At 56.9% G+C, this 21,162-nt stretch carries 21 protein-coding genes and 1 other RNA gene; 7 read left to right on the top strand and 15 right to left on the bottom strand.

From position 1 onward, the window contains the following. Positions 1 to 123: 123 nt before the first annotated feature. Complete coding sequence (locus tag OAN307_RS07535) at positions 124 to 1,902, top strand: SLC13 family permease (RefSeq protein WP_044043388.1); 1,779 nt, start codon at positions 124 to 126, stop codon at positions 1,900 to 1,902. Positions 1,903 to 1,943: 41 nt separating this feature from the next. Next, positions 1,944 to 2,675, top strand: a complete 732-nt coding sequence (locus OAN307_RS07530; RefSeq protein WP_015499184.1) for a glutamine amidotransferase — start codon at positions 1,944 to 1,946, stop codon at positions 2,673 to 2,675. Here the strand turns inward: OAN307_RS07530 and OAN307_RS07525 are convergent. The 5 genes from OAN307_RS07525 to mgtE all read right to left on the bottom strand — a co-directional run bounded on the left by OAN307_RS07525 (position 2,672) and on the right by mgtE (position 8,294). Then, entirely contained in the window at positions 2,672 to 4,453 is a 1,782-nt protein-coding gene (locus tag OAN307_RS07525) for an SLC13 family permease (protein ID WP_015499183.1), read from the bottom strand. The two genes, OAN307_RS07530 and OAN307_RS07525, sit on opposite strands and share 4 nt — an antisense overlap. A 22-nt stretch (positions 4,454 to 4,475) precedes the next feature. Further along, complete coding sequence (locus OAN307_RS07520) at positions 4,476 to 5,393, bottom strand: DMT family transporter (protein ID WP_015499182.1); 918 nt, start codon at positions 5,391 to 5,393, stop codon at positions 4,476 to 4,478. Further along, the gene (locus tag OAN307_RS07515; protein WP_044043386.1) at positions 5,390 to 6,217 is read right to left on the bottom strand and encodes a TIGR00282 family metallophosphoesterase; all 828 of its coding nucleotides are present in this window, start codon (positions 6,215 to 6,217) and stop codon (positions 5,390 to 5,392) included. The genes OAN307_RS07520 and OAN307_RS07515 overlap by 4 nt, the downstream gene beginning before the upstream one ends. A 101-nt stretch (positions 6,218 to 6,318) precedes the next feature. Next, positions 6,319 to 6,909, bottom strand: a complete 591-nt coding sequence (locus OAN307_RS07510) for a 5-formyltetrahydrofolate cyclo-ligase (RefSeq protein ID WP_015499180.1) — start codon at positions 6,907 to 6,909, stop codon at positions 6,319 to 6,321. Further along, entirely contained in the window at positions 6,906 to 8,294 is a 1,389-nt protein-coding gene (gene mgtE, locus OAN307_RS07505) for a magnesium transporter (RefSeq protein ID WP_015499179.1), read from the bottom strand. Before mgtE ends, OAN307_RS07510 begins: the two co-directional genes overlap by 4 nt. A 117-nt stretch (positions 8,295 to 8,411) precedes the next feature. Here mgtE and guaD point away from each other — a divergent pair, with 117 nt between their 5' ends. Further along, positions 8,412 to 9,698, top strand: a complete 1,287-nt coding sequence (gene guaD, locus OAN307_RS07500) for a guanine deaminase (protein WP_015499178.1) — start codon at positions 8,412 to 8,414, stop codon at positions 9,696 to 9,698. On the opposite strand, the gene OAN307_RS07495 is transcribed toward guaD, so the two are convergent. The 4 genes from OAN307_RS07495 to OAN307_RS07480 form a co-directional block, all read right to left on the bottom strand. Further along, a complete protein-coding gene (locus tag OAN307_RS07495; RefSeq protein WP_015499177.1) occupies positions 9,695 to 10,192 on the bottom strand; it encodes a CAP domain-containing protein in 498 nt (165 codons plus the stop codon). The genes guaD and OAN307_RS07495 overlap by 4 nt on opposite strands. Before the next feature lie 21 nt (positions 10,193 to 10,213). Further along, complete coding sequence (locus OAN307_RS07490) at positions 10,214 to 11,551, bottom strand: 8-oxoguanine deaminase (protein WP_015499176.1); 1,338 nt, start codon at positions 11,549 to 11,551, stop codon at positions 10,214 to 10,216. A gap of 214 nt (positions 11,552 to 11,765) precedes the next feature. Continuing rightward, positions 11,766 to 12,578 carry an inositol monophosphatase family protein gene (locus OAN307_RS07485; protein ID WP_015499175.1) on the bottom strand — a complete coding sequence of 271 codons (813 nt, stop codon included), beginning with the start codon at positions 12,576 to 12,578 and terminating at the stop codon, positions 11,766 to 11,768. 86 nt (positions 12,579 to 12,664) lie between these two features. Beyond that, positions 12,665 to 13,033 (bottom strand): helix-turn-helix domain-containing protein, encoded by a 369-nt coding sequence (locus tag OAN307_RS07480; RefSeq protein WP_015499174.1) that lies wholly within the window; start codon positions 13,031 to 13,033, stop codon positions 12,665 to 12,667. Between the two features lie 289 nt (positions 13,034 to 13,322). Here OAN307_RS07480 and OAN307_RS07475 point away from each other — a divergent pair, with 289 nt between their 5' ends. Further along, a complete protein-coding gene (locus OAN307_RS07475) occupies positions 13,323 to 14,279 on the top strand; it encodes an NADPH:quinone oxidoreductase family protein (RefSeq protein WP_015499173.1) in 957 nt (318 codons plus the stop codon). A 25-nt stretch (positions 14,280 to 14,304) separates the two neighbouring features. Here the strand turns inward: OAN307_RS07475 and OAN307_RS07470 are convergent, their stop codons facing one another. Beyond that, positions 14,305 to 15,189 (bottom strand): LysR family transcriptional regulator, encoded by an 885-nt coding sequence (locus OAN307_RS07470; RefSeq protein WP_015499172.1) that lies wholly within the window; start codon positions 15,187 to 15,189, stop codon positions 14,305 to 14,307. 114 nt (positions 15,190 to 15,303) lie between these two features. On the opposite strand from OAN307_RS07470, the gene OAN307_RS07465 reads away from it, so the two are divergent. The 3 genes from OAN307_RS07465 to OAN307_RS07450 all read left to right on the top strand — a co-directional run bounded on the left by OAN307_RS07465 (position 15,304) and on the right by OAN307_RS07450 (position 17,561). Then, positions 15,304 to 15,522, top strand: a complete 219-nt coding sequence (locus OAN307_RS07465) for a DUF1127 domain-containing protein (RefSeq protein WP_015499171.1) — start codon at positions 15,304 to 15,306, stop codon at positions 15,520 to 15,522. Positions 15,523 to 15,702: 180 nt separating this feature from the next. Beyond that, complete coding sequence (locus OAN307_RS07460; RefSeq protein ID WP_015499170.1) at positions 15,703 to 16,479, top strand: Bax inhibitor-1/YccA family protein; 777 nt, start codon at positions 15,703 to 15,705, stop codon at positions 16,477 to 16,479. A gap of 809 nt (positions 16,480 to 17,288) precedes the next feature. Then, a complete protein-coding gene (locus OAN307_RS07450) occupies positions 17,289 to 17,561 on the top strand; it encodes a hypothetical protein (RefSeq protein WP_144055532.1) in 273 nt (90 codons plus the stop codon). 146 nt (positions 17,562 to 17,707) lie between these two features. Here the strand turns inward: OAN307_RS07450 and rpmG are convergent, their stop codons facing one another. From rpmG to OAN307_RS07430, 5 genes are all read right to left on the bottom strand, one after another. Continuing rightward, on the bottom strand, positions 17,708 to 17,875 hold the full coding sequence (gene rpmG, locus OAN307_RS07445) for a 50S ribosomal protein L33 (RefSeq protein WP_015494428.1): 168 nt from the start codon (positions 17,873 to 17,875) through the stop codon (positions 17,708 to 17,710). A 98-nt stretch (positions 17,876 to 17,973) separates the two neighbouring features. Continuing rightward, positions 17,974 to 19,020: an L-glyceraldehyde 3-phosphate reductase gene (gene mgrA, locus OAN307_RS07440; protein ID WP_015499169.1), complete on the bottom strand. Its 1,047-nt coding sequence runs from the start codon at positions 19,018 to 19,020 to the stop codon at positions 17,974 to 17,976. A 321-nt stretch (positions 19,021 to 19,341) separates the two neighbouring features. Continuing rightward, positions 19,342 to 19,756: RNase P RNA component class A (gene rnpB / locus OAN307_RS25625), an RNA gene on the bottom strand. Positions 19,757 to 19,767: 11 nt separating this feature from the next. Continuing rightward, positions 19,768 to 20,445 (bottom strand): N-acetylmuramoyl-L-alanine amidase, encoded by a 678-nt coding sequence (locus tag OAN307_RS07435; RefSeq protein WP_044043379.1) that lies wholly within the window; start codon positions 20,443 to 20,445, stop codon positions 19,768 to 19,770. Positions 20,446 to 20,449: 4 nt separating this feature from the next. Then, positions 20,450 to 21,154: a hypothetical protein gene (locus tag OAN307_RS07430; RefSeq protein WP_044043376.1), complete on the bottom strand. Its 705-nt coding sequence runs from the start codon at positions 21,152 to 21,154 to the stop codon at positions 20,450 to 20,452. Positions 21,155 to 21,162: the final 8 nt, after the last annotated feature.

Here is a 21,162-nt window from a genome sequence, read left to right as displayed (position 1 = left end):
CCGCGTGCGACATCCAAAATGCTGCACCTGCGGTATGCCTAGGATGTGTACAGCTTGTGTACGGGATGTGTCAGGGGGAAATACGCGGTTTTCGACCCCCGCCGCACGCGCTACACCAGTGCCATGACAACAGATCAAATCATCCTTTTTACTCTCTTTGGCGCGGTCTTTGGCATGCTGCTCTGGGGGCGTTTTCGCTATGACCTTGTGGCGTTTTCTGCCCTGCTTTGCGGTGTGGTCTTGGGCGTGGTTCCAACCAAAGATGCGTTCTCGGGCTTCGGCCATCCAGCCACAATTATCGTCGCCCTTGTGCTGGTCGTCTCGGCGGGTCTGGTCCGCTCAGGCGCGGTCTATTTGATCACGCGAACGTTGGTGGACGCGTCGCGCAATCTGGGCGCGCACATTGCCATCATGGGGGCCATTGGCGGCGTGTTGTCAGCGTTCATGAACAACGTCGCGGCCCTTGCGCTGTTGATGCCGGTGGACATTCAAACCGCGCGCAAGGCGGGCCGAAACCCCGGCTTGTCGCTGATGCCGCTCAGCTTTGCCACGATCCTTGGTGGCATGGCGACGCTCATCGGGACTCCGCCCAATATCATCATTGCATCCATCCGCGAAGAAACCCTTGGTGAGCCGTTCAAGATGTTCGATTTCGCCCCCGTTGGCGCAGTAACGGCCATTGCGGGTCTGTTGTTCGTGGCGTTCATCGGCTGGCGCCTGATCCCCGCGCAAGACGGCAAACAAGCAGGCGCAACACTGGAAAGCTACACCTACTATCTGGCCGAACTCACCGTGCCCGATGGCAGCAAACACATCGGCAAACGCGTCTCAGAACTCTATGAAATCGCTGAGAAAAATGACGTCGCGATCCTTGGCCTGATCCGTGCTGGAAAGAACCAGTATGGCACTGCAAAGAACAGTGTTTTACAGGGCCAAGACACGCTGGTGATGCAGGCCGCGCCCGAAGCGTTGGACGAATTCCGCGCCGCCCTGAACCTTGATTTCACCGATAACAAACGCGAAGAATTCTTGTCTGGGGCGTCCGAAGGATTGACCGTCATCGAAGTTGTGGCGACCGAAAATTCACGCATCACTGGTAAAACCGCCGAAAGCATCGGCCTTGCATGGCGCAAGCGTACCGTCCTGATGGGGCTGTCGCGCAAAGGCAAAACCGTCAAATCCCGGATGCGCAAAACGCTGATCGAAGCCGGTGACATTCTGCTGCTGCTCGCGCCGCAAGACGCGGCCAACGACGTTATCGAATGGCTTGATTGCCTGCCACTCGCAGATCGCGGTGTGGCGGTAACTGCAAACTCGAAAGTCTGGCTCGCCATTGGCCTTTTTGCCGGTGCCGTCGCCTTGGCCAGTTTCGGGATTGTCTATCTGCCAATTGCCTTGGGCCTTGTGGTCGTTGCCTATGTTTTGACCAAAATCGTGCCGCTGTCGGAACTGTACACCCATATCGAATGGCCAGTGGTTGTGCTGCTCGGCTCGATGATCCCGCTCGGCGCAGCGCTCGAAACGTCGGGCGGCACCGAACTGATCTCCGGCGCACTGCTCGACCTCACACGCGGGCTCGCACCTTGGATGATCCTGACCGTCTTGATGATCGTCACAATGACCCTGTCTGACGTGCTTAATAACACCGCCACCACCATCGTCGCAGCCCCCATCGCGATCCAGATGGCGCAGTCGTTAAACGTGTCACCTGATCCGTTTTTGATGGCCGTCGCTGTCGCTGCTTCAAGCGCGTTCCTGACGCCGATTGGCCATAAGAATAACACGCTGATCCTTGGTCCGGGGGGCTATTCGTTCGGCGATTACTGGCGCATGGGTCTGCCACTGGAAATCCTTGTGGTGGCTGTGTCTGTTCCCGCAATCCTCGTTTTCTGGCCGCTCTAGCTTCATCTTGGCCAATACAACTCCCCCGGAAGGTCCTCTTCTTGAAACCATTTCTGATCCTGCAACTGCGTCCCGAAACCGAAGCATCGAACGATGAATACAGTGCCATTCTGCGCAAAGGCGGGCTCACGGTGGATCAAACCCGCCGCATCCGCCTTGATCGCGACGCGCTGCCAGACATCGATCTGACACACTACGCTGGCACCATCGTTGGTGGTGGCCCCGGCTGCGTGTCTGACGCGCCCGAAGACAAGACCGCGATAGACGCCCGCGCAGAGGCCGCGTGCCTGTCGCTGATGCCCCAAATCACCAACCACGACTTGCCGTTTATGGGCTGTTGTTACGGCATCGGCATCCTCGCGCATCACCTCGGTGCAGAGGTGTCGAAAGACAGTTACGGCGAACCCGTCAGTGCGGCCACCTGCACGGTCACGCCAGACGGCAAACACGACCCGCTGCTGCACGGTTTACCCAGCGAATTCGACGCATTTGTGGGCCATAAAGAGGCCGTGCAAAACCTGCCCACCGACACTGTCCACCTGCTGTCCGGCGATGTTTGCCCGTTCCAGATGATCCGTCACAAATCAAACGTCTACGCGACGCAATTCCACCCCGAAGCCGACGGCGCAGGCTTTGCCACGCGCATCCGTATCTATAAAGACAAAGGCTACTTTCCACCAAACGAAGCAGAGGCGTTGACGACCATGGTCAAAGCCGCAAACGTCAGCGTCCCCGCCGATATTTTGCGCCGATTTGTGACGCGGTATCGCTAAAGCGGCCAAATCAGCGGGATCATCGCCGAGGCGATCACGCTCATCGACAGGTTCAGCGGTATACCCACGCGCATGAAATCGCTGAATTTATAGCCACCGGGGCCATAAACCAGCGTATTGGTCTGATAGCCAATGGGCGTGGCAAACGCGCAAGACGCCGCGATCATCACCGCCACCACCAGCGGGCGCGCATCAACCCCCAAAGCCGTCGCGAGGGAGATCGCTATCGGCGTCATGATCACCGCAACCGCGTTGTTTGACACGATCTCGGTCAGGATCGTCGTCAGCAGGAACACGCAGAAAATCAGGAGGAACGGTGGCAACCCATCCAAACTAGGCGATATCGCATCAACAATCAGCGACACGGCACCAGAATTCTGCAACGCCGCCCCCACGGCCAGCATCGAGAATATCAACGCCAGCAATCGCCCGTCGATGAAACTGAACGCTTCGTCCGCGTCTATGCACCCAGTCAGCAAAACAACGGCGACGGCAATCACCGCCAGCATCAGGATGGGGGCGACATTCAATGCGGCCAGCGTCACGATGCCGATCAATGCCGCGATGGCAATCGGGGCATGCCCGCGCCGGAACGCCCGTGCGGACGGTTGGGACACGTCAACCATGTCCATCTCTGTGGCGAGGCGGGCAATGTCCTCTGGCGCACCTTCAAGCAACAGCGTGTCGCCCACGCGCACCACCAGAGAGTCCAGATTGCTACCGATGTTCTGGTTGCGCCGATGCACGGCCAGCACGTAAACACCGTAGCGGCGCCGCAACCGCAGAGACGCCATCGCCCGTCCAACCATCTTGCAGCCCGGTGTAATCAAAACCTCGACCGTTTGTGTTTCAACAGCTGACACCTGATCGACGCGGCGCAGATCCTTGGTCTTTTGCAGAGACAACAATTCGGTCATTTCGGTGCGCAACACGACGCGATCACCCACGGCCAGCTGAACAGTTTTAAGATTGCGGCGCAGCGATGCATCGCCGCGCACCACGTCGACCAACCGCACGCCGTCGCGTTTAAACAGGCGCACGTCCAGCACATCGCGCCCAATCAGGTTGCTGTCAGACGGAATTACGGCCTCGGTGAAAAATTTCATCTTGGATCGATCCGACAGCATGTTGGCCATACTGTCGCGGTCTGGCAAAAGCCGCGGGGCAAAAAGGCCCATGTAGATCAACCCCCACGCGCAAACGACCAGACCGATGGGCAAAATCTCGAATATGCCAAACGGCGCCAGCCCTTGGCTGCGTGCTACACCGTCCACCAACAAGTTCGTTGACGTACCGATCAGCGTCAGCGAGCCGCCCATGATCGCAGCGTAACTGAGCGGAATCAGTAGCTTGGACGCCTTGGTTCCAAGGGTTTTGCTCAGTTGCACGACAACAGGGATCATAACGACCACCACGGGCGTGTTGTTCATAATTGCGGACGCCCCCATGACGGCCAAAATCACCCCCACGATGGCGGTTTTGGGATGCGTGCGTGCATAACGTTCGGCCAATCGCGTCAGCACGTCCAACGCCCCCGTGCGCACCAGCGCGCCCATCACGATGAACATCGCCGCAATCGTCCACGGGGCCGAATTTTGTAACACTGCCTGCGCGTTTGCATACGGCAGCACACCAAGGGCCAACATGACTGCAGCACCGGCCAGCGCGACCACCTCAGTGGGGTAGGTTTCGCGTAAAAACAGCACGAACATGATCGCCACCACGCTCAGGGTGGCGATCGCTTGGCCGTTCTGTGAAAGTGCGAATATTTCAACCACGTTTGCGGTCCCTTGGTTGGTTCTATGAAGTGTCGCGTGGTGCGCGGGCCTGCGCAAGTCCCGTTTGACGCCGGGCCGCGGCAGGGCGGACCAACGTCAGACCCGCGAGCATCAGCGCCAGCGCAATCCAGACCCAGCCCGAATAGCGTTCGCCCAAGATCAACATCAACCAGATGTCGCCAAATCCCGTAACGAGATAGGCCGTTTGGCTGGCAAACACCGCACCAGAACGGGTCAGTAACCAAAGATAGTCCGCGTAGATCAACGTATGTCCCACGGCACTGGCAAGCACCGCAAAGCAAACAATATCGACACCAACGCCGCGTAACTGGCCACTCGAGGCCGCTGACACCAATGAAATCGGCAAGAAAATCATGGCCGCGCCCGCGTAGGCTTGCAAAGGATGCAGTCCGCCCATGCCGCGGGTTACGGTGATCGTGGAATTAATCGCGTAACACAGCGGTGCAATCGCAGCGACTGCCACAGCCCAAAGTGGTCCAGACCCGACCGCGCCACGGGTGGCAGCGATTAACGCCATCGCGCCCAGTCCCATTAAAACACCGGTGATACGCAGCGGGGTTAGGACCTCACACCCGACCAACGCACCCAAGATAAGCGCGAAAATCGGGATCAACGCCATGATGATGGCAACAAGGCCGGCAGGAAGATAGGCGATTGCGGTAAAGCTGGCGAAATGCGGGATCAAGGTGCCAAGCAGCGCGATCTGGCCGCAAAACAGCCATTGAGCACCGCCCTTGGGCAGACCTTTGCGGGCCGCGAGCGCGCCCGCAAGACAAAGCGTCACAATGCCCTGCCAGACCATAATACCGAACGGTTCAAACCCGCCGTCCACCGCGATTTTGGTCATCGGCTGCATCAATCCCCACCCCGCACCAAACACCACCAGCGCCAGCCAAGGCAACGCTGCGTCGCGTGTCATGCCAAAGATCCGTCGGGACCCTGCTGGCTAAGCCGACCGCCCTGACGAACCGCTTCTACGCGGTTGGCTTTGCCTGTGCGATCATCAGTCTCGACGTAGATGCCAGACAAAGTAGCCTCACCGTTGGCGGGTTCAAAACGCGCTTTGGGCATTCCGGTGATGAAGCGACGCAGTGGTTCGGCCTTGTCCATGCCGATGACCGAATTGTAATCACCGCACATCCCAGCATCAGATTGAAACGCCGTACCACCCGGCAAGATCATCGTATCGGATGTGGGCACATGGGTGTGGGTGCCGACAACGATGCTGGCACGGCCATCACAGTAATGCCCCATCGCCATCTTTTCGGACGTGGCTTCGCAGTGGATGTCAATCAGGCTGGCATTCACCGCCCCGCCCAAGGGATGCGATCTCAACACAGTTTCCACGGCAGAAAACGGATCATCAAAGGGGCGTTTCATGAACACTTGGCCCAACGCCTGCGCCACCAGCACTTTGCGCCCACGCGATGCCTCAAACACCCTAGCGCCTTTACCGGGGGCCGCCTTGGAAAAGTTGAGCGGGCGAATGATGCGCGGCTCTACTTCGCAGAACTGCAACATGTCTTTTTGATCAAACGCATGATCGCCCAGCGTCAAAACATCCGCGCCAGCGTCTAGCAAAGCCTTGGCATGGGCGGTGGTCAGCCCTGCACCATTGCTGGCGTTCTCACCGTTCACCACGACAAAGTCGAGCTTCCAATCCTCGCGCAGCTTGCCGAGCCGTTCGATGATTCCAGTGCGGCCAGACCGACCCATGACGTCGCCAAGAAAGAGTATTTTCATGGGGTGGGGTATTCCAAGGGGCTGCGCATCTTGCAAGAGCAGAGTGGGGCTCTGCCCCGTCCTTCGACCTCTCCAGCGGTATTTTTTGAGCAAAGGTGAGTTTAAGAGAGGTCTATGATACCGGTTTCGGTGACGATCAAGTCCAACGGCTGGTCAGTCAGTTCCAACGGTAGATCCGGCATTTCTTGTGCAGAATACCCAAACCCGATGGCAATCGTGGGCCGATGTGCGCGCAGACCTTCGAGCGTGCGATCATAAAACCCACCACCATAGCCCAACCGCCCACCGCTGCGCGAAAACGCCAGCAGCGGCACGATGAGGATTTCTGGCGTGATCCAGTCGCCTATGATTGGTATCTTGGCCCCAAACGCCCCAGCCTCCATGACACAATCCGGCGTCCAAACGCGAAATTTTAGCGGTGTGGCCGGGGCGAGGATCACCGGTAAGCAAACAGGTCCGTGCGCGCTGGCTTCTTCCATCGCCGCTGTCGGGTCAATTTCAGTACGCATCTGCGCATATCCTGCCAGCGGTACGCCGCGGTATTTGGCCAGAACCGACGACAGGTAGCCTGCCTGCGCCATGCGGGCGTTTTCGCCAGCTTTGTGGGCGGTGTGGCGCGCCGCAAATGCTGCCTTGCGCGCGGCGTCTTTGCGTTGCGCCAACGATGTAGGCGTCGATTTAGGCAGCGTCATAGCAGCATCACAGCGGCCAGCCCAAGGAAGGCAAAGAACCCGACCACGTCGGTCACTGTTGTCACAAACGCACCAGACGCAAGTGCCGGGTCGACGCCAATCTTTTCAAGCACAACGGGAATCGCCGTGCCCGCAAGGCCCGCAACAACCATGTTGATGACCATGGCAATCGCAATCACCAGACCCAGCATCGGTGCGCCAAACCAGACCCAACCCACAATCCCCATCGTCACAGCAAAGATCACGCCGTTGACCAAACCCACCAACACTTCACGGCGAATAACCCGCCAGACGTTGGCGCCTGTCAGGTCTTTGGTCGCGATGGATCGCACGGCAACGGTCAGGCTTTGCGTGCCTGCATTGCCCCCCATGGACGCCACGATCGGCATCAACACAGCCAGCGCCACAAGGGTCGAGATCGTTTCTTCGAACATCGAAATCACCAGCGACGCAAAAATCGCCGTCACAAGGTTCACGGCGAGCCACGGAAAGCGGCGCCGCGTGGTCGCGATGACCTTGTCGGTCAGGCTGGATTCACCGTCCACACCCGCAAGGCGCAGGATGTCTTCTTCGTGTTCGTCATCCAGCACGATCATCGCATCATCAATAGTGATCACACCGACCAAACGGTCGTCTTCATCCACGACGGGCGCTGAAATCAGGTGGTATTGGTTGAACGCATAGGCGATATCTTCTTCGTCCTGATCGACGCGAAACGTGCGAAAACTATCCTCCATCAGTTCGGTCAGATGGATCGCGCGCGGCGTGCCCAAGAGTCGCCCAAGGGTGACATAACCCACAGGTTTCATACGCGGATCGACCAGGATCACATGGTAGAATTGTTCCGGCAGATCATCGCTTGCCCGCAGAAAATCAATCGTTTCGCCTACTGTCCAGTGGGACGGCGCGCGCACGACTTCTGTCTGCATAAGTCGGCCAGCAGATTCGTCCGGGTAGGCCAACGCCCTTTCAACAGCAACACGGTTGCCCGCATCAAGTGCGTCCAAAACCTGTTCTTGTTGGTCCACGCCAAGGTCTTCGACCAGATCGACCACGTCATCGGATTCAAGATCACGAACCGCGTCAGCCAGTTCGGCTGGCCCCAACAGATCAATGACTTCGGAGCGTAGATCGTCGCCCAACTCCGACAGGATTTCACCGTCAATACCATCGCGCCAAAGAAACAGGAGTGTCGCGCGATCACGCTGGTCGATTTGTTCCAAAAGGTCGGCAATGTCGGCGGCGTGAAGTGGGTTAAGAAGCGCGTCAAGGGTTGCAACATTCTGGCTGGCAACAGCATCAAGAACCGCCGCGACCAAGCGTCTTGGCAGGCCTTCGTCGTCTTCGTCGTCTTCGTCTTCGATGATGTCTGCTGAGTCTGCCATAAGGCCCCCTATTACCGCGCAGCATATCTATATGCCGCCAGCCCTCAAGCGATCATCAATGTTTTGGCGATTTACCTGACGCTTTACCCGATGCTGCCGTGCGGGTAGGGATGGCGTATGACAGATCAACTCCTCCTCGGCCAAACTTTGCGGTTCTGCGGTGATCCATTTGCCACCAGTCTCGAAGCGGCCGCACATGTCAGCGCGCGTGGCGGTGTATTACTGCGCGATGGACGCATCGCAGCGGTGGGTGAGGCCGATGACCTTCGTCGCGACAACCCGACTGCCACAGTGACAGATCATGGTGACCACCTGATCACGGCAGGCTTTGTGGACGCCCATATGCATTATCCGCAAACCGCGATGATCGCGTCATGGGGCAAGCGGCTGATCGATTGGCTGAACACCTATACCTTCCCTGAAGAAATGAAGTTCGCCGACCGCGCCTATGCAGACCAAATCGCGGGCCGCACACTGGATTTGGCGTTGGCCAACGGCACAACCACATTGACCAGCTTTTGCACGATCCACTCGGGCAGCGTTGACGCCTATTTCGAAGCGGCAAGCGCGCGTGGAATGGCCGTCGTTGGCGGTAAAACCTGCATGGATCGCAACGCCCCCGACGGGCTGCGTGACACCGCAAAAACCGCTTATGACGATAGCAAAGCGCTTCTGGAAAAGTGGCACGGGAGGGACCGTATCACCTATGCAATTACGCCACGTTTTTCACCCACGTCTACACCAGACCAACTGGCGGCATTGGGCGCACTTTGGGCCGAACACCCTGATGTCTTGATGCAAACCCATCTGTCCGAACAGCTCGATGAAATTGACTGGGTACGTGGCTTATTTCCTGATACCCGCGATTATTTGGATACCTACGAAAAGTTTGGTCTGCTGGGTGAACGTGGGCTTTACGGCCACGCGATCCACCTTGAACCCCGCGAGATCGATCGATTGGCAGAAATAAAAGCGGCAGTCGTCCATTGCCCAACATCAAACACATTTATCGGGTCCGGTCTGTTTGACATGGCGGGCCTGAAAGAGCGCGGCATCCGCACTGGGCTGGCCACGGATACAGGCGGCGGTTCTTCATTTTCAATGCTGCGCACCATGGCCGCAGCCTATGAAGTCGCGCAATTGCGCGGCACCGCCATGCACCCCGCACAGTTGATGTGGTTGGCCACTGAAGGGTCAGCATCAGCGCTGCACATGTCGGGGCAAATTGGGTCACTGAATGTGGGTGCAATGGCAGATATTGCCATTCTTAACCTCGCGTCGACGTCCGCAATTGCTCAGCGAAGCGCGCGCGCTGATACGCTTTGGGAGGCACTATTCCCGACAATCATGATGGGAGACGACCGTGCCATCGCGCAGGTTTACATAGCCGGAAAAGCGGTCTAGCAGCCGTCCTTTCCCAACACCAAAACCCAACTGTCATCGACCAAGGCGATCCCGAACTCGGTCACGTTGGGCGACAGATTGTTGTCGCGATGCCCTTGGGAATTCATCCATTCAACGTGGACTTCTGCGACAGTATCCTGACCTTGGGCGATGTTCTCCGCGATGAAACAAAACCCGTAACCCGCAGCCCGCGCGCGGGCCGCCAATGTCCTGCCGTTGGACGACACATGAGAAAAGAAATCGCGCTGTTCCATGTCTTGCGCATGCCCCAATGCAACCCGAGCAAGTTGCGCGCTCGGCCGCACTAGGGACAAGCCACGCGCACTCCGTTCGCCGTTCAACAGCATGCCAATTGTGTCGGTGATCTGGGACGCCGCCATCATCTGTGCGAGACCCTGATTAGCTACCTGAACCGCTTGACTTTGCGTCTCCTGACAGCCCGCAAACGCCAAGACGATCGCACCAATTGCTACCATCTTTAAAATCTGCATCATCTCGAAACTTCCCTGCGTCAGTTATTCCTGCAACTTTTGCACCAGCTGCCCCTGTCGCACAATTGCGCTAGCAAGATCGAAGCTCACCACATGGCCATCCGCAACGATACGGCGCCCCTCGACAAACAAATCGCGCACAGACGTCGGGCCCGCGAGCAAGATCGCCCCAACATCCCAAGATCCAGCGCTATGCACACCGGACACGTCCCAAATCGCAATATCCGCTCGTTTGCCAACTGCAATTTGCCCGCAATCATCGCGGCCCAAAACCGCAGCCCCGCCGCGCGTCGCGACCTCCAACGCCTCGCGCGATGACATGGCATCCGCGCCGTTTGCGACCCGCTGCAACAGCATCATTTGTCGCGCCTCACCGACCAGAGATCCACCGTCATTGGACGCCGATCCATCAACCCCCAAACCCACCGTCACGCCTGCGTCGCGCATGGCCCGCACGGGCGCTATGCCTGATCCGAGACGACAGTTGGAACAGGGGCAATGCGCCACGCCGGTTTTTGATCTGGCAAACAAATCAATTTCTTGACCGTCCAGTTTCACACAATGCGCATGCCAAACGTCCGGACCCGTCCAGCCCAAATCCTCAGCGTACTGCCCGGGTCGACAGCCAAACTTTTCTATTGAATATGCAATATCTTCGTCATTTTCCGCCAGATGCGTATGCAGCATTACACCCTTGTCGCGCGCCAAAATCGCCGCGTTGCGCATCAGATCACGGGTAACAGAAAACGGCGAACACGGTGCCACACCGATCCGCACCATCGCACCCTCAGTTGGGTCATGAAATGCGTCGATGACGCGGATGCAATCTTCAAGAATAGCCGCTTCTTTTTCGACCAGTGAATCCGGCGGCAAACCGCCGTCACTTTCGCCAATACTCATCGCGCCACGCATCGGGTGGAACCGCAATCCAACGTCATCCGCAGCGGCAATCGTGTCGTCCAACCGCGACCCATTCGGAAACAGGTACAAATGGTCCGATGTCATCGTGCAGCCCGAAAGGGCCAACTCGGCAAGCCCGATCTGTGCCGAGATATACATCTCCTCAGGCCCAAACCGCGCCCAAATAGGATAAAGTGTTTGCAACCAGCCAAACAGCAACGCGTCCTGCCCGCCGGGAACAGCCCGCGTCAGTGTTTGGTACAAATGGTGGTGCGTGTTCACCAATCCCGGCGTCACGACGCAGCCCGTCGCAAGGACGACGTCTGCCCCGCCAGCCTCCAGCCCGACACCAACATCCGCAATCACGCCGTCACGGATCAGCACATCCGCACCCGACAGCTCACGCCGCGTATCATCCATGGTCAAAACCGCCACAGCGCCCTTAATCAAAACATCAGGCATCTGCCCTCCCTTCGATCCCGTTCGCTGAATAAAGTGCCGCCAGAACAGGTAAGGGCGCGACAAGCCAAGACTAGCGGCGAACCGCAACAGCGATCAACCCTATATTTCTAAACCCGTCTTTGTCTAAAAAATATCCTTGGGGGAGTCCGAAGGACGGGGGACTAGTCCCCCTCTTGATCCGATTGGCTCGATCCGATTGGCGCAGAAAATTCGGCTAGTACTTGACCAAAATCTCCAGCGCCCGCGCGTGCAGTGTCCCGTTCGCCGCCGCCAATGCCCGCCCGCCGTCGTGGGCCGGACCGCCCCGCCAATCAGTGACGATCCCGCCCGCAGCCTTGATCACAGCAATCGGCGCTTGGATGTCATACGCACTCAGCCCTGCTTCGATAACAAGATCAACCTGCCCAGCGGCCAACAATGCGTAACCATAACAATCCATGCCATAACGGGTCAGTTTGCAGCGACCTGCCACGTCATGGAACCCAGCGCCATCTTGCAGTGCGCCAACCTCCGGAAACGTCGTCAGGATCGTCGCATCGGCCAATTCAGTTGTGGTTTTGGTCGCAAGGGCCCGCGGCCCCAATGGACCGATCATTTCAGCGCAGCCAAAGCCGCCCTCAAACCGCTCACCAATATAGGGCTGGTCAATCATGCCGTACAACGGCCCTCCCGCGTCGCGCACAGAGATCAGCACTCCCCAGGTTGGTGTGCCACTGATAAATCCACGCGTGCCGTCAATCGGGTCAAGCACCCATTGCAAACCGCTGGTTCCATCGCTTATCCCGAATTCTTCGCCCAAAATTCCATCCGCAGGGCGCAAGTCAGCCAAAACCGCCCGCATTGCTTGCTCCGCAGCGCGATCAGCTTCTGTAACGGGGTCAAATCCACCAGCGTCCTTGTTGTCGGACACAAGACCCGACCGGAACAGCGGCAGGATCACATCGCGTGCGGCGTCAGCCATAACATGGGCACAGGTCCGCAGCGCGGCCTGATCATCCGATCTCAGGGATATCTTCGAAAGGATCATCACACTCGCCTTTGGCCAAACTGGTCCCACTGCGGTAGTCGCGCGGGTGGCCAAAGGTCAAGTGGAATGGTTTGGATTGGGTGGGCCTATGCCGCTTCGCTCAACACACGGGCAAGGTCGAACAAACGGCGGCGCTGATGTTCAGGAATTGCGTAATAGGACCGCAGCAGATCCAACGCTTCCTTGTCGGACAGGATGTCGCTCGGCATGCCACCAAGGTCTTTTCCAATCAGATCACCGTCAAGACCTTCAAAGAAGAACGCAACTTCGACGCCCAATGCATGGGCAATGCCCCAAAGACGCGACGCGCTGACCCGGTTCATGCCAGTTTCATATTTCTGGATTTGCTGGAACTTGATACCAACTTGATCGGCAAGATGTTGCTGCGTTGTGCCACTGACCCAACGGCGGTGGCGGATGCGTTTTCCAACGTGAACGTCAACTAGGTGTTTCATAGTTTTCTCCCTGTGCAATACGTTGCCTGACCCCGACATAATGCGCAGGCCAAGACGAGCTAAATATTTTTGTGCAGTTTCTCATGATCTGGTTCCTAGACAAACGATCCAAACCGAGACACGCAAGGGTTGCATCCACTAGCCTATCCTTTAGGACAGGTTCGTTCGGTGAATCTTGACGGAAAGGTCTTCGTCGCTGTCTTTATCGTCAGACTTTTCTCCACCATTCCCTTTCTGAAGACCGTTATCTATTTGTCTATTAAAGCAACAATTTTTATGAAAGTTCCCCATGCGCGCCTTCCAAGTCACCACATTCGAAACGCCAGCCACGTTAATCAACACCGCAGCGATGCTACCCGCAGAAGGCGAGGTGTTGCTGAACATTGAGGCCTGCGGGCTTAACTTTGCGGACTTATTGATGGCAAATGGCACCTATCAGGATACGCCCACCCCGCCATTCACCTTGGGAATGGAGGTTTGCGGCACGGTTCTCGCGCTTGGCGCAGGCGTGATGTCCCCAGCAATTGGTGCGCGCGTTGCGGTGTTCGGCGGCCAAGGCGGGCTGGCCGATCAAGGTGTTTTTCCGGCCGCGTTGTGCCGCGAAGTCCCTGACACAATGACGTCCGAGGCCGCTGCAGGGTTTCAGGTCGCATACGGCACGTCCCATCTTGCGTTGACCCGTCGCGCCAAACTGCAAGCAGGGGAAACGCTGTTGGTCATGGGGGCGGCGGGGGGCGTTGGCCTAACAGCGGTTGAGATCGGCAAAGCCATGGGCGCGACGGTCATTGGTATCGCGCGAGGGACCGAAAAAATGGCGGTGGCCAAGGCTGCAGGTGCAGATCACGTGATCGATGCCAGCGACGATATCACGGCGGCGGTCCGCGCGCTCGGCGGCGCCGATGTGGTTTATGATCCGGTGGGGGGGGTGTCCTTTAAGGCCGCTCTGCGTGCGACCAACCGCGAAGGGCGAATCGTGGTTATCGGGTTTGCCAGCGGCGACATACCGCAGATTCCAGCCAACCATCTGCTGGTTAAAAACATAACCGTCATTGGTTTTTACTGGGGTGGCTACCTAAAGTTCAACCCCACAGCACTAACCGACAGCATGGGTGAATTGCTCAACTGGTACGCCCAAGGCCGCCTAAAACCCCATGTCAGCCAAGTCGTGCCGCTGGACAACGCAGCAGATGCGCTCGACCTGCTGCGCAGTCGCAAAAGCACAGGTAAGGTTGTTGTGACCCCTTAGACCCAAAATTTTTCAAGCGCCTTAATTATGCACTGCGTCGCTCCACATCCGCGCCCGCCCATTCGGACAGATAGGAATGACGGATCATGTCGTGCAGCGCGCCCTGTACAGGATCGTCTTTGGCCTGCATATACAGCACTATCTGGGTCTTTCCGGGATCGGGCAGCGCACCATCGTGAGGCACCGGCGCTGTCTGGCGCGGGTAAACCCCTTTGATGAGTGCATGCACCGCGAGATCGGCGCTCACAACCGCATCGACCGCGTTATCAAGATCTGATTCCACCACCATCTGCCAATCGAACTGGGCCGCATCCAACCGTTTCAACACGCCTGCACGGAAAATACAGTTCTTGCAGAACGCGACGGGCAGCGGGCGATTTCGCCACGCGATGCCGTCGACGGCACCAACCCAAACCAGCGGCAATGTCACCAGTGATTCGCCGCCGGGACCAGGGTGTAATTCAGTCGTCACGATCGCATCAATCTCACCGCGCCCGAACATTTCGCGCAAAATTTTGGTTGGTGACGACACCAACTTAATCTTCATGCGCGGAAAATCGGCGGCAAAGCGGCGCAAAACCGGTGGAATATATGGATAAATGATATCGTGAGGCACGCCAAGGCTGATTTCGCCTTCATAGTTTTCTGCCGTCAACCGTCGCAGCGCCTCGTCGTTGAGCGACAACATCCGCCGCGCATAACTTAGCAATTGTTCACCTTCTGGCGTCACCGAAATCTGACGCGCAGATCGGTCAAGCAAGGAAAGGTTCAGGCTTTCTTCTAAGCGTTTGAGCTGCATCGACACCGCCGATTGCGTCAGGTTCAAAAGCCCCGCCGCCTTTGTCACCCCGCCCGCATCCGCAACCATCACAAAAGAGCGCATTGCGGTCATGTCTAGGTTTCTCGCCATATCACTAATCCTGATGCTTCATCTATCAATCATTCATTTCCCTTATGTCACAGCATCGTGGATATATCAACATATCGAATGAAACAGTGACATTGCATCACGAAAGGACAGGATATGACGTTTACCCTAAATCCCACCCGCAACCGAAGTTCGCGCAACAGCGGCACAGTACACATGCCATCCATTGCGACGGTTTTCGCCGTTTGGACCCAGCGCCGCGCCTTGGCAAACCTTGATGATGCGCGCCTCAAAGACCTCGGAATTTCACCGCAAGACGCCGCGATTGAGGCCGCGCGCCCGTTCTGGGATCTGCCAAAGCGACTTTGCCACTAGACATTCACCGCAAACAACGTGGCATTCAAACCAAAAATGCATACAAATGCGCGGATTAGCCTGCGGTTTCCCTTGAATTACAGTGAAATCATGCCAATATCTCCCTCAAGGAAGTTCCAGAAGCTGCTCGGCGGCAACTGGGGCTCGAATGTTTGAATTATTAATCCCGGAGGGATGTACATGGCTGACTACAGAACCCCGCAAATGGGCGCCACGATTGGCGTTCGTGCGGCGGAAATAGATGAGGGCCTGCGCGCCCATATGAACAAGGTCTACGGGCTTATGTCATTTGGTCTGCTTATGACGTTCTTGGCGGCGTGGGCGATTGGCACAATGACTGTGTCCGACGTGCCGACGCAGTACGCAATTGGGTCAAATCAATACCTAACCGATTTGGGCGCCACCTTATATCTTAGCCCGCTGAAGTGGGTCATCATGTTCCTGCCGCTGGTCTTGGTCTTCGTGTTTAGCGCGATGATCAACCGCATGTCAGCCGCCGCTGCACAGACGTTCTTTTACGTCTTTGCGACTGCAATGGGCGTGTCGATCTCTTGGATCTTTGTGGCGTTTACCGGTGCTTCGATTGCGCAGGTCTTTTTGATCACTTCGATCGCTTTCGCGGGCCTTTCGCTTTGGGGGTATACCACCAAGCGCGACATTTCCGGTTGGGGCGGTTTTTTGATCATGGGCATTATCGGCCTGATCGTTGCGTCCATCGTGAACATCTGGCTGCAGTCCGACGTCATCGGCTGGGCCGTGTCGATCATTGGTTTGCTGATTTTCGCAGGCTTGACTGCTTACGACACGCAGCGGATCAAGACGGACTACATCGCGCATGCAGCACACGGTGATCAGGAATGGATGGATAAGTCTGCGATCATGGGCTCACTGAGCCTTTATATCAACTTCATCAACATGTTCATGTTCCTGCTGCAACTGATGGGCAGCCGCGAATAACGTCTTAATGTTTGGAAATTTAGGGCCGTCCTTGGTTTAGTTCAGGGGCGGCCCTTTTTTGTTCGGTTCGAATTTTCTGCGCAAATCCGATCAAAAAGGGGGCTAGCCCCCAGTCGCTGCGCGACTCCCCCCAGGATATTTTTGAGACAAAGACAAAGCTAGAGGTGGCGTTCCATTTCGATCGCGGGAAAATCGATTCCATCTACAAGAAGGATGGTAACAGGTCCGAAAGTTTCGAAGCCCATAGCCGTATAAAACGGTTCGGCGGTTAGAGTCGAAAGACAGTACAGACGGCGAAGTCCGGTGGCTTTACCTGATGACTGTGCAGTCTATCCGCCTGCCCCAAGCAAAGCGCCCCCAATCAAGGTGCTTTCGTCTTCAAGCACGTAATACATCCTGCAGGCCATCAGCGAAGGCTGTATACGACTGATCAATGGCAAGGCCATCCACACAAGGGGTGACGGTGGGTAGTCGCCCTTAAGCAGGCGCGGATAGGCTCACGCCAGAAGTGCATCAACAGCAGCGATATCCCGCTTGGTAGCGGTGCGAATTTGAAACATCACATCCTCCGACATAATCAACTGGTTAACCTATGGTACGAACGGCTGCGCCCCTGCGTGCCATCGTAATTTGGGACATAAGGCGGAACCTACCGTGTCCACAGGACTGTGGCAGCAAGTCAATGTGCGGGCAATCGATGGGTTGACAGCACTTGGGTTTGATCCTGATAGCGATACGAAGCGGGTGACATCCATCAACGGGCAAAGCGTCATGGCGGGTACAACGGGCGCAATCATGACGCAGACGATTTGGATACTTCAGCGAGTCAGGGGACGCGGCCGGATCATCCGGTTGAGGAAAGGTTTGATATGGCAGGGCTGTGTAGCGGTGCGCTGCGCGCAATGACCTACGATAGCTGTTCAATTGAACGCATCACAACAACAAAGGGCGTGCAGTGTCTGCTGCAACCACCAAGAGCATCCATTCGTTTCGCCGACCCGAAATGGGACTGCAACGGCAAGGATGCTACGTTCTATTTGATGTATAATGCAGTCGATAAATTCAGCACGTTCAGGTTTTAGTGGACCGGCCGGACTTTGGCGCCGGCGACTTCTGACACACCAATGTTTCGGTCGCGTCCCGCCCCGATTTCGCTTTCGTGATCCCGCAAACGAAAACGGGCCACCCTGTCAGGGCGACCCGTCAAATTCGTCAAAGTCAGCCGATCTTACTTGATCTTACCTTCTTTGTATTCAACGTGCTTGCGGACAACTGGGTCATATTTGTTAACGACCATCTTTTCCGTCATGGTACGTGCGTTTTTCTTTGCCACATAGAAGTGGCCAGTGCCTGCGGTGGAGTTCAGGCGGATTTTGATCGTGGTTGGCTTCGCCATGGGTTCTCTCCGAATTCGCGCAAAAAGTGCTGCGATTAAATGTCTCTGAAGCCAGCCTTCTAAGGGGTTGAGCGCCCGAGTCAACTGCAAACGGCGCGTTAAACGCCTTCCGATGAATTCGCCCAAAGGTTCAGGCGTTTGTCATTGGCAAATTTATCAATCTCGGTCAATTCAGACGGGGTAAAATCAAGGTTTTGGGCAGCGCCCGCGCAGTCTACGATCTGGGCCGGATTTGACGCGCCGATCAGCGCCGTAGTGATTCCCACGCCGTTCGGACCGCGGTCGCGCAGAACCCATGAAATCGCCATTTGCGCCAAAGTCTGGCCACGAGTTTGCGCGACCGCATTCAATCCTCGCAACGCAGTGACCATCTCATCCGTGATGACGCCCGCATCTAGTGAACTGTCTTTCGTGGCGCGGCTGCCATCAGGAATACCGCTGAGGTACTTGTTGCTTAGCAATCCTTGCGCCAAGGGCGTGAATGCAATGGATCCCACGCCAAGGTCATTTAGCGTGTCCTTTAGCCCGTCGCGTTCGATCCAGCGATTCAACATATTATAACTTGGCTGGTGGATTAGGCACGGCGTGCCGAGGTCTTTCAGGATTGCCACGGCCTCGCGGGTGCGTTCGGAATTATACGACGAAATACCGACGTACTGCGCGCGGCCAGACCGCACGATGTGATCCAGCGCGCCCATGCTTTCTTCCAGCGGCGTATCAGGATCGAAGCGGTGCGAATAAAAGATGTCGACGTAATCAACGCCGAGACGCTTGAGCGATTGGTCACACGAAGCGATCATGTATTTGCGGCTGCCCCATTCGCCGTATGGCCCTGCCCACATGTCGTAACCCGCCTTTGAACTGATAATAAGTTCGTCGCGGTAGGCCTTGAAATCAGTACGCAATATCTCGCCAAAGGCTTCCTCAGCACTTCCCGCGGGTGGGCCGTAGTTGTTGGCCAAATCGAAGTGCGTGATACCGTGATCGAACGCAGTACGGCACATGTCGCGTTTAATGTCGTGGGGCGTGTCGTCGCCAAAATTATGCCAAAGTCCGAACGACACCGCTGGGAGTTTCAGGCCGGAATTACCGCAGCGGCGGTAAATCATGCGGTCATAGCGGTCAGCTGCGGCGGTGTAGGTCATGCTCAGGGCTCCTTTACTGGCGCAGAGTGGCTGAGTCTGAGGAAGGGCGCAATATGCGTCGGTGGATTTGAGTTGTTGTTGCGCCTTAAAGGGTTAGTGGGCTGCGCAAGTGATTGGAAAACTCGACTTGCCCACCCGATATGTGATCGTGCCTTAACGTCAGAATAGGCGGCACATTTGCTTTGCAAACATGCGCTGCCTATCTATATTTGTGCTCCTTCGGCCAGCGAACTCTCATCGTGCCTTAACTTCTGTGTATGCAGAAATTTGGCTACACCAAACCCCTATTGCATATGCGTATTTCTGGCCCTTTGGCCAGAAATACGCGGAGGATCTATAAGCCGGATTTTGTTCCTTTGGGGCCGTAGCCCCAAATTCGATGACCATTCATCTCAAGCGCGTGTTGCCACGTGCCCTCTAGCTGCCAACCCGGACCTGCTCGGATCAAGACGATCCTGCGCAAGTTACCCTGCACGCGCGGCCCCTATTTGGCATTGCTCCCGGTAGGGCTTGCCATGCCAGCGATGTTACCACCGCTGCGGTGGGCTCTTACCCCACCGTTTCACCCTTACCTTGCTGCGCCAAAGGCGAACCTCTGTCACGGCAAGGCGGTCTGTTCTCTGTGGCGCTATCCGTCAGGTTGCCCTGCCCGGGCGTTACCCGGCACCGTGCCTTGATGGAGTCCGGACTTTCCTAGATGCAAGTTGCCCCACACCTCAGCCATCCAACCCTCCGCGTGTAGTTGCCCTAAGAGGTGCGCCCGAACTTCGCAACTGGAAAACGCGCGGCCAGATCTGCCGCCAGCGCACAATCCCACCCATCAAGCGGGCCACCCTGCCCTTGCCGGTGACGCAGACGAAAGGCGGCCAGCAGCGTCGCGGCATCCACATCCGCCGTGTAACCAATCGCGCGGGCATCACGTGCAAACGCGTCTGTGTCGCCAGTCACGACAGCTGTTGCCGCCGCCGTGACTGCTAAACCAGAGCGCACTAGCCGCGCCCAATCAAACCGCGCACCAGGATCAATCTTACGACCAGGCGCAAGGTCAGAATGCGCGATCACACGGCTTGCTGGGATCGCCCAACGGTCCATTATTGCGGGCAAAAGCACCTCAAGCGCGTCCATCAACGGGGCAGCAAAGGGTGCCAATCCGGTGTTCGAAAGCTCAATCCCGATGGAACGTGAATTGACGTCTGTAACATCCCCCCAAGACCCTGCGCCCGCGTGCCATGCACGCTGATCTTCTGGGACAAGTTGAACAACATCCCCTTGTTCTGAAACGATATAATGGGCTGAAACCTCGGCGTCTGGATTGCAAAGCCAATTGCGCGCTGCGGTCCAATCTGACATTGCCGTGTAGTGCAACACGACTATGTCGGGGACCGCCGCGTCGCGTCGCGACCCATAATTCGGCGACATGCACACAGGTTTAGTTGCCAGATACAATCGCGCGGAACGCTTGGGGATCCCATCCGCAGGCGAACCCGTCGCCGTCGGGATCAATACCCAAACGATCACGCTGTGGTCCACCACGACTGATAAAATCGCGCTGTGCGTCATCGGGCGTGCGATAGCCAGCACAGTTGCGCTGAAACCGCGCTTCTCCGGACAAACCAAGGCGATCAAAAACCGGTTCGCCGCGATCATTGGGCGCTTGCAAGGCATATTGCACAATGTTTGGTCCCGCATTGCCCGACCGATCAGGCAGCGTTGTGGCTTGGATTTGTTGATAGGCAGCCGCTTGCCGCGCACGACGGTCGGCATCGCTTTCAATGCTTTCACGGCCGGAAACGGCGTCAAAACTCTGCTCATCGGAAATTTCGGGGTTGGATCCAAGGGCGGCTTGCGGTCTGTCCGGCAGTTGCGCAGTATTATTGCCCGCAGTATCGATTCCACCAGTGCTGATTCCAGCTGCCGCCAGATCGCTGCTTGTCACACCCTGATTGTTGGTTGGAGGGACAATAGCGTCGCCAGTTGGTTGGAGCGAGCTTTGCAGGGACGCCTCACGGCGGGCGCGTTCCAGCTCATATTGGGCGTAGTCGTTGCCCCCCACACCTTCGGCGCTGTTGGGCACTTGTTGCTGACAGGCGGCCAAAGCTAATAGGCTGACACCGATAATGGCAATATTTTTCATATACTTAG

Source organism: Octadecabacter antarcticus 307 (assembly GCF_000155675.2).
Taxonomy (GTDB): Bacteria; Pseudomonadota; Alphaproteobacteria; order Rhodobacterales; family Rhodobacteraceae; genus Octadecabacter; species Octadecabacter antarcticus.
Note: the sequence above shows the minus strand (reverse complement) of the source record. Positions and strands in the feature narration are given on the sequence as shown.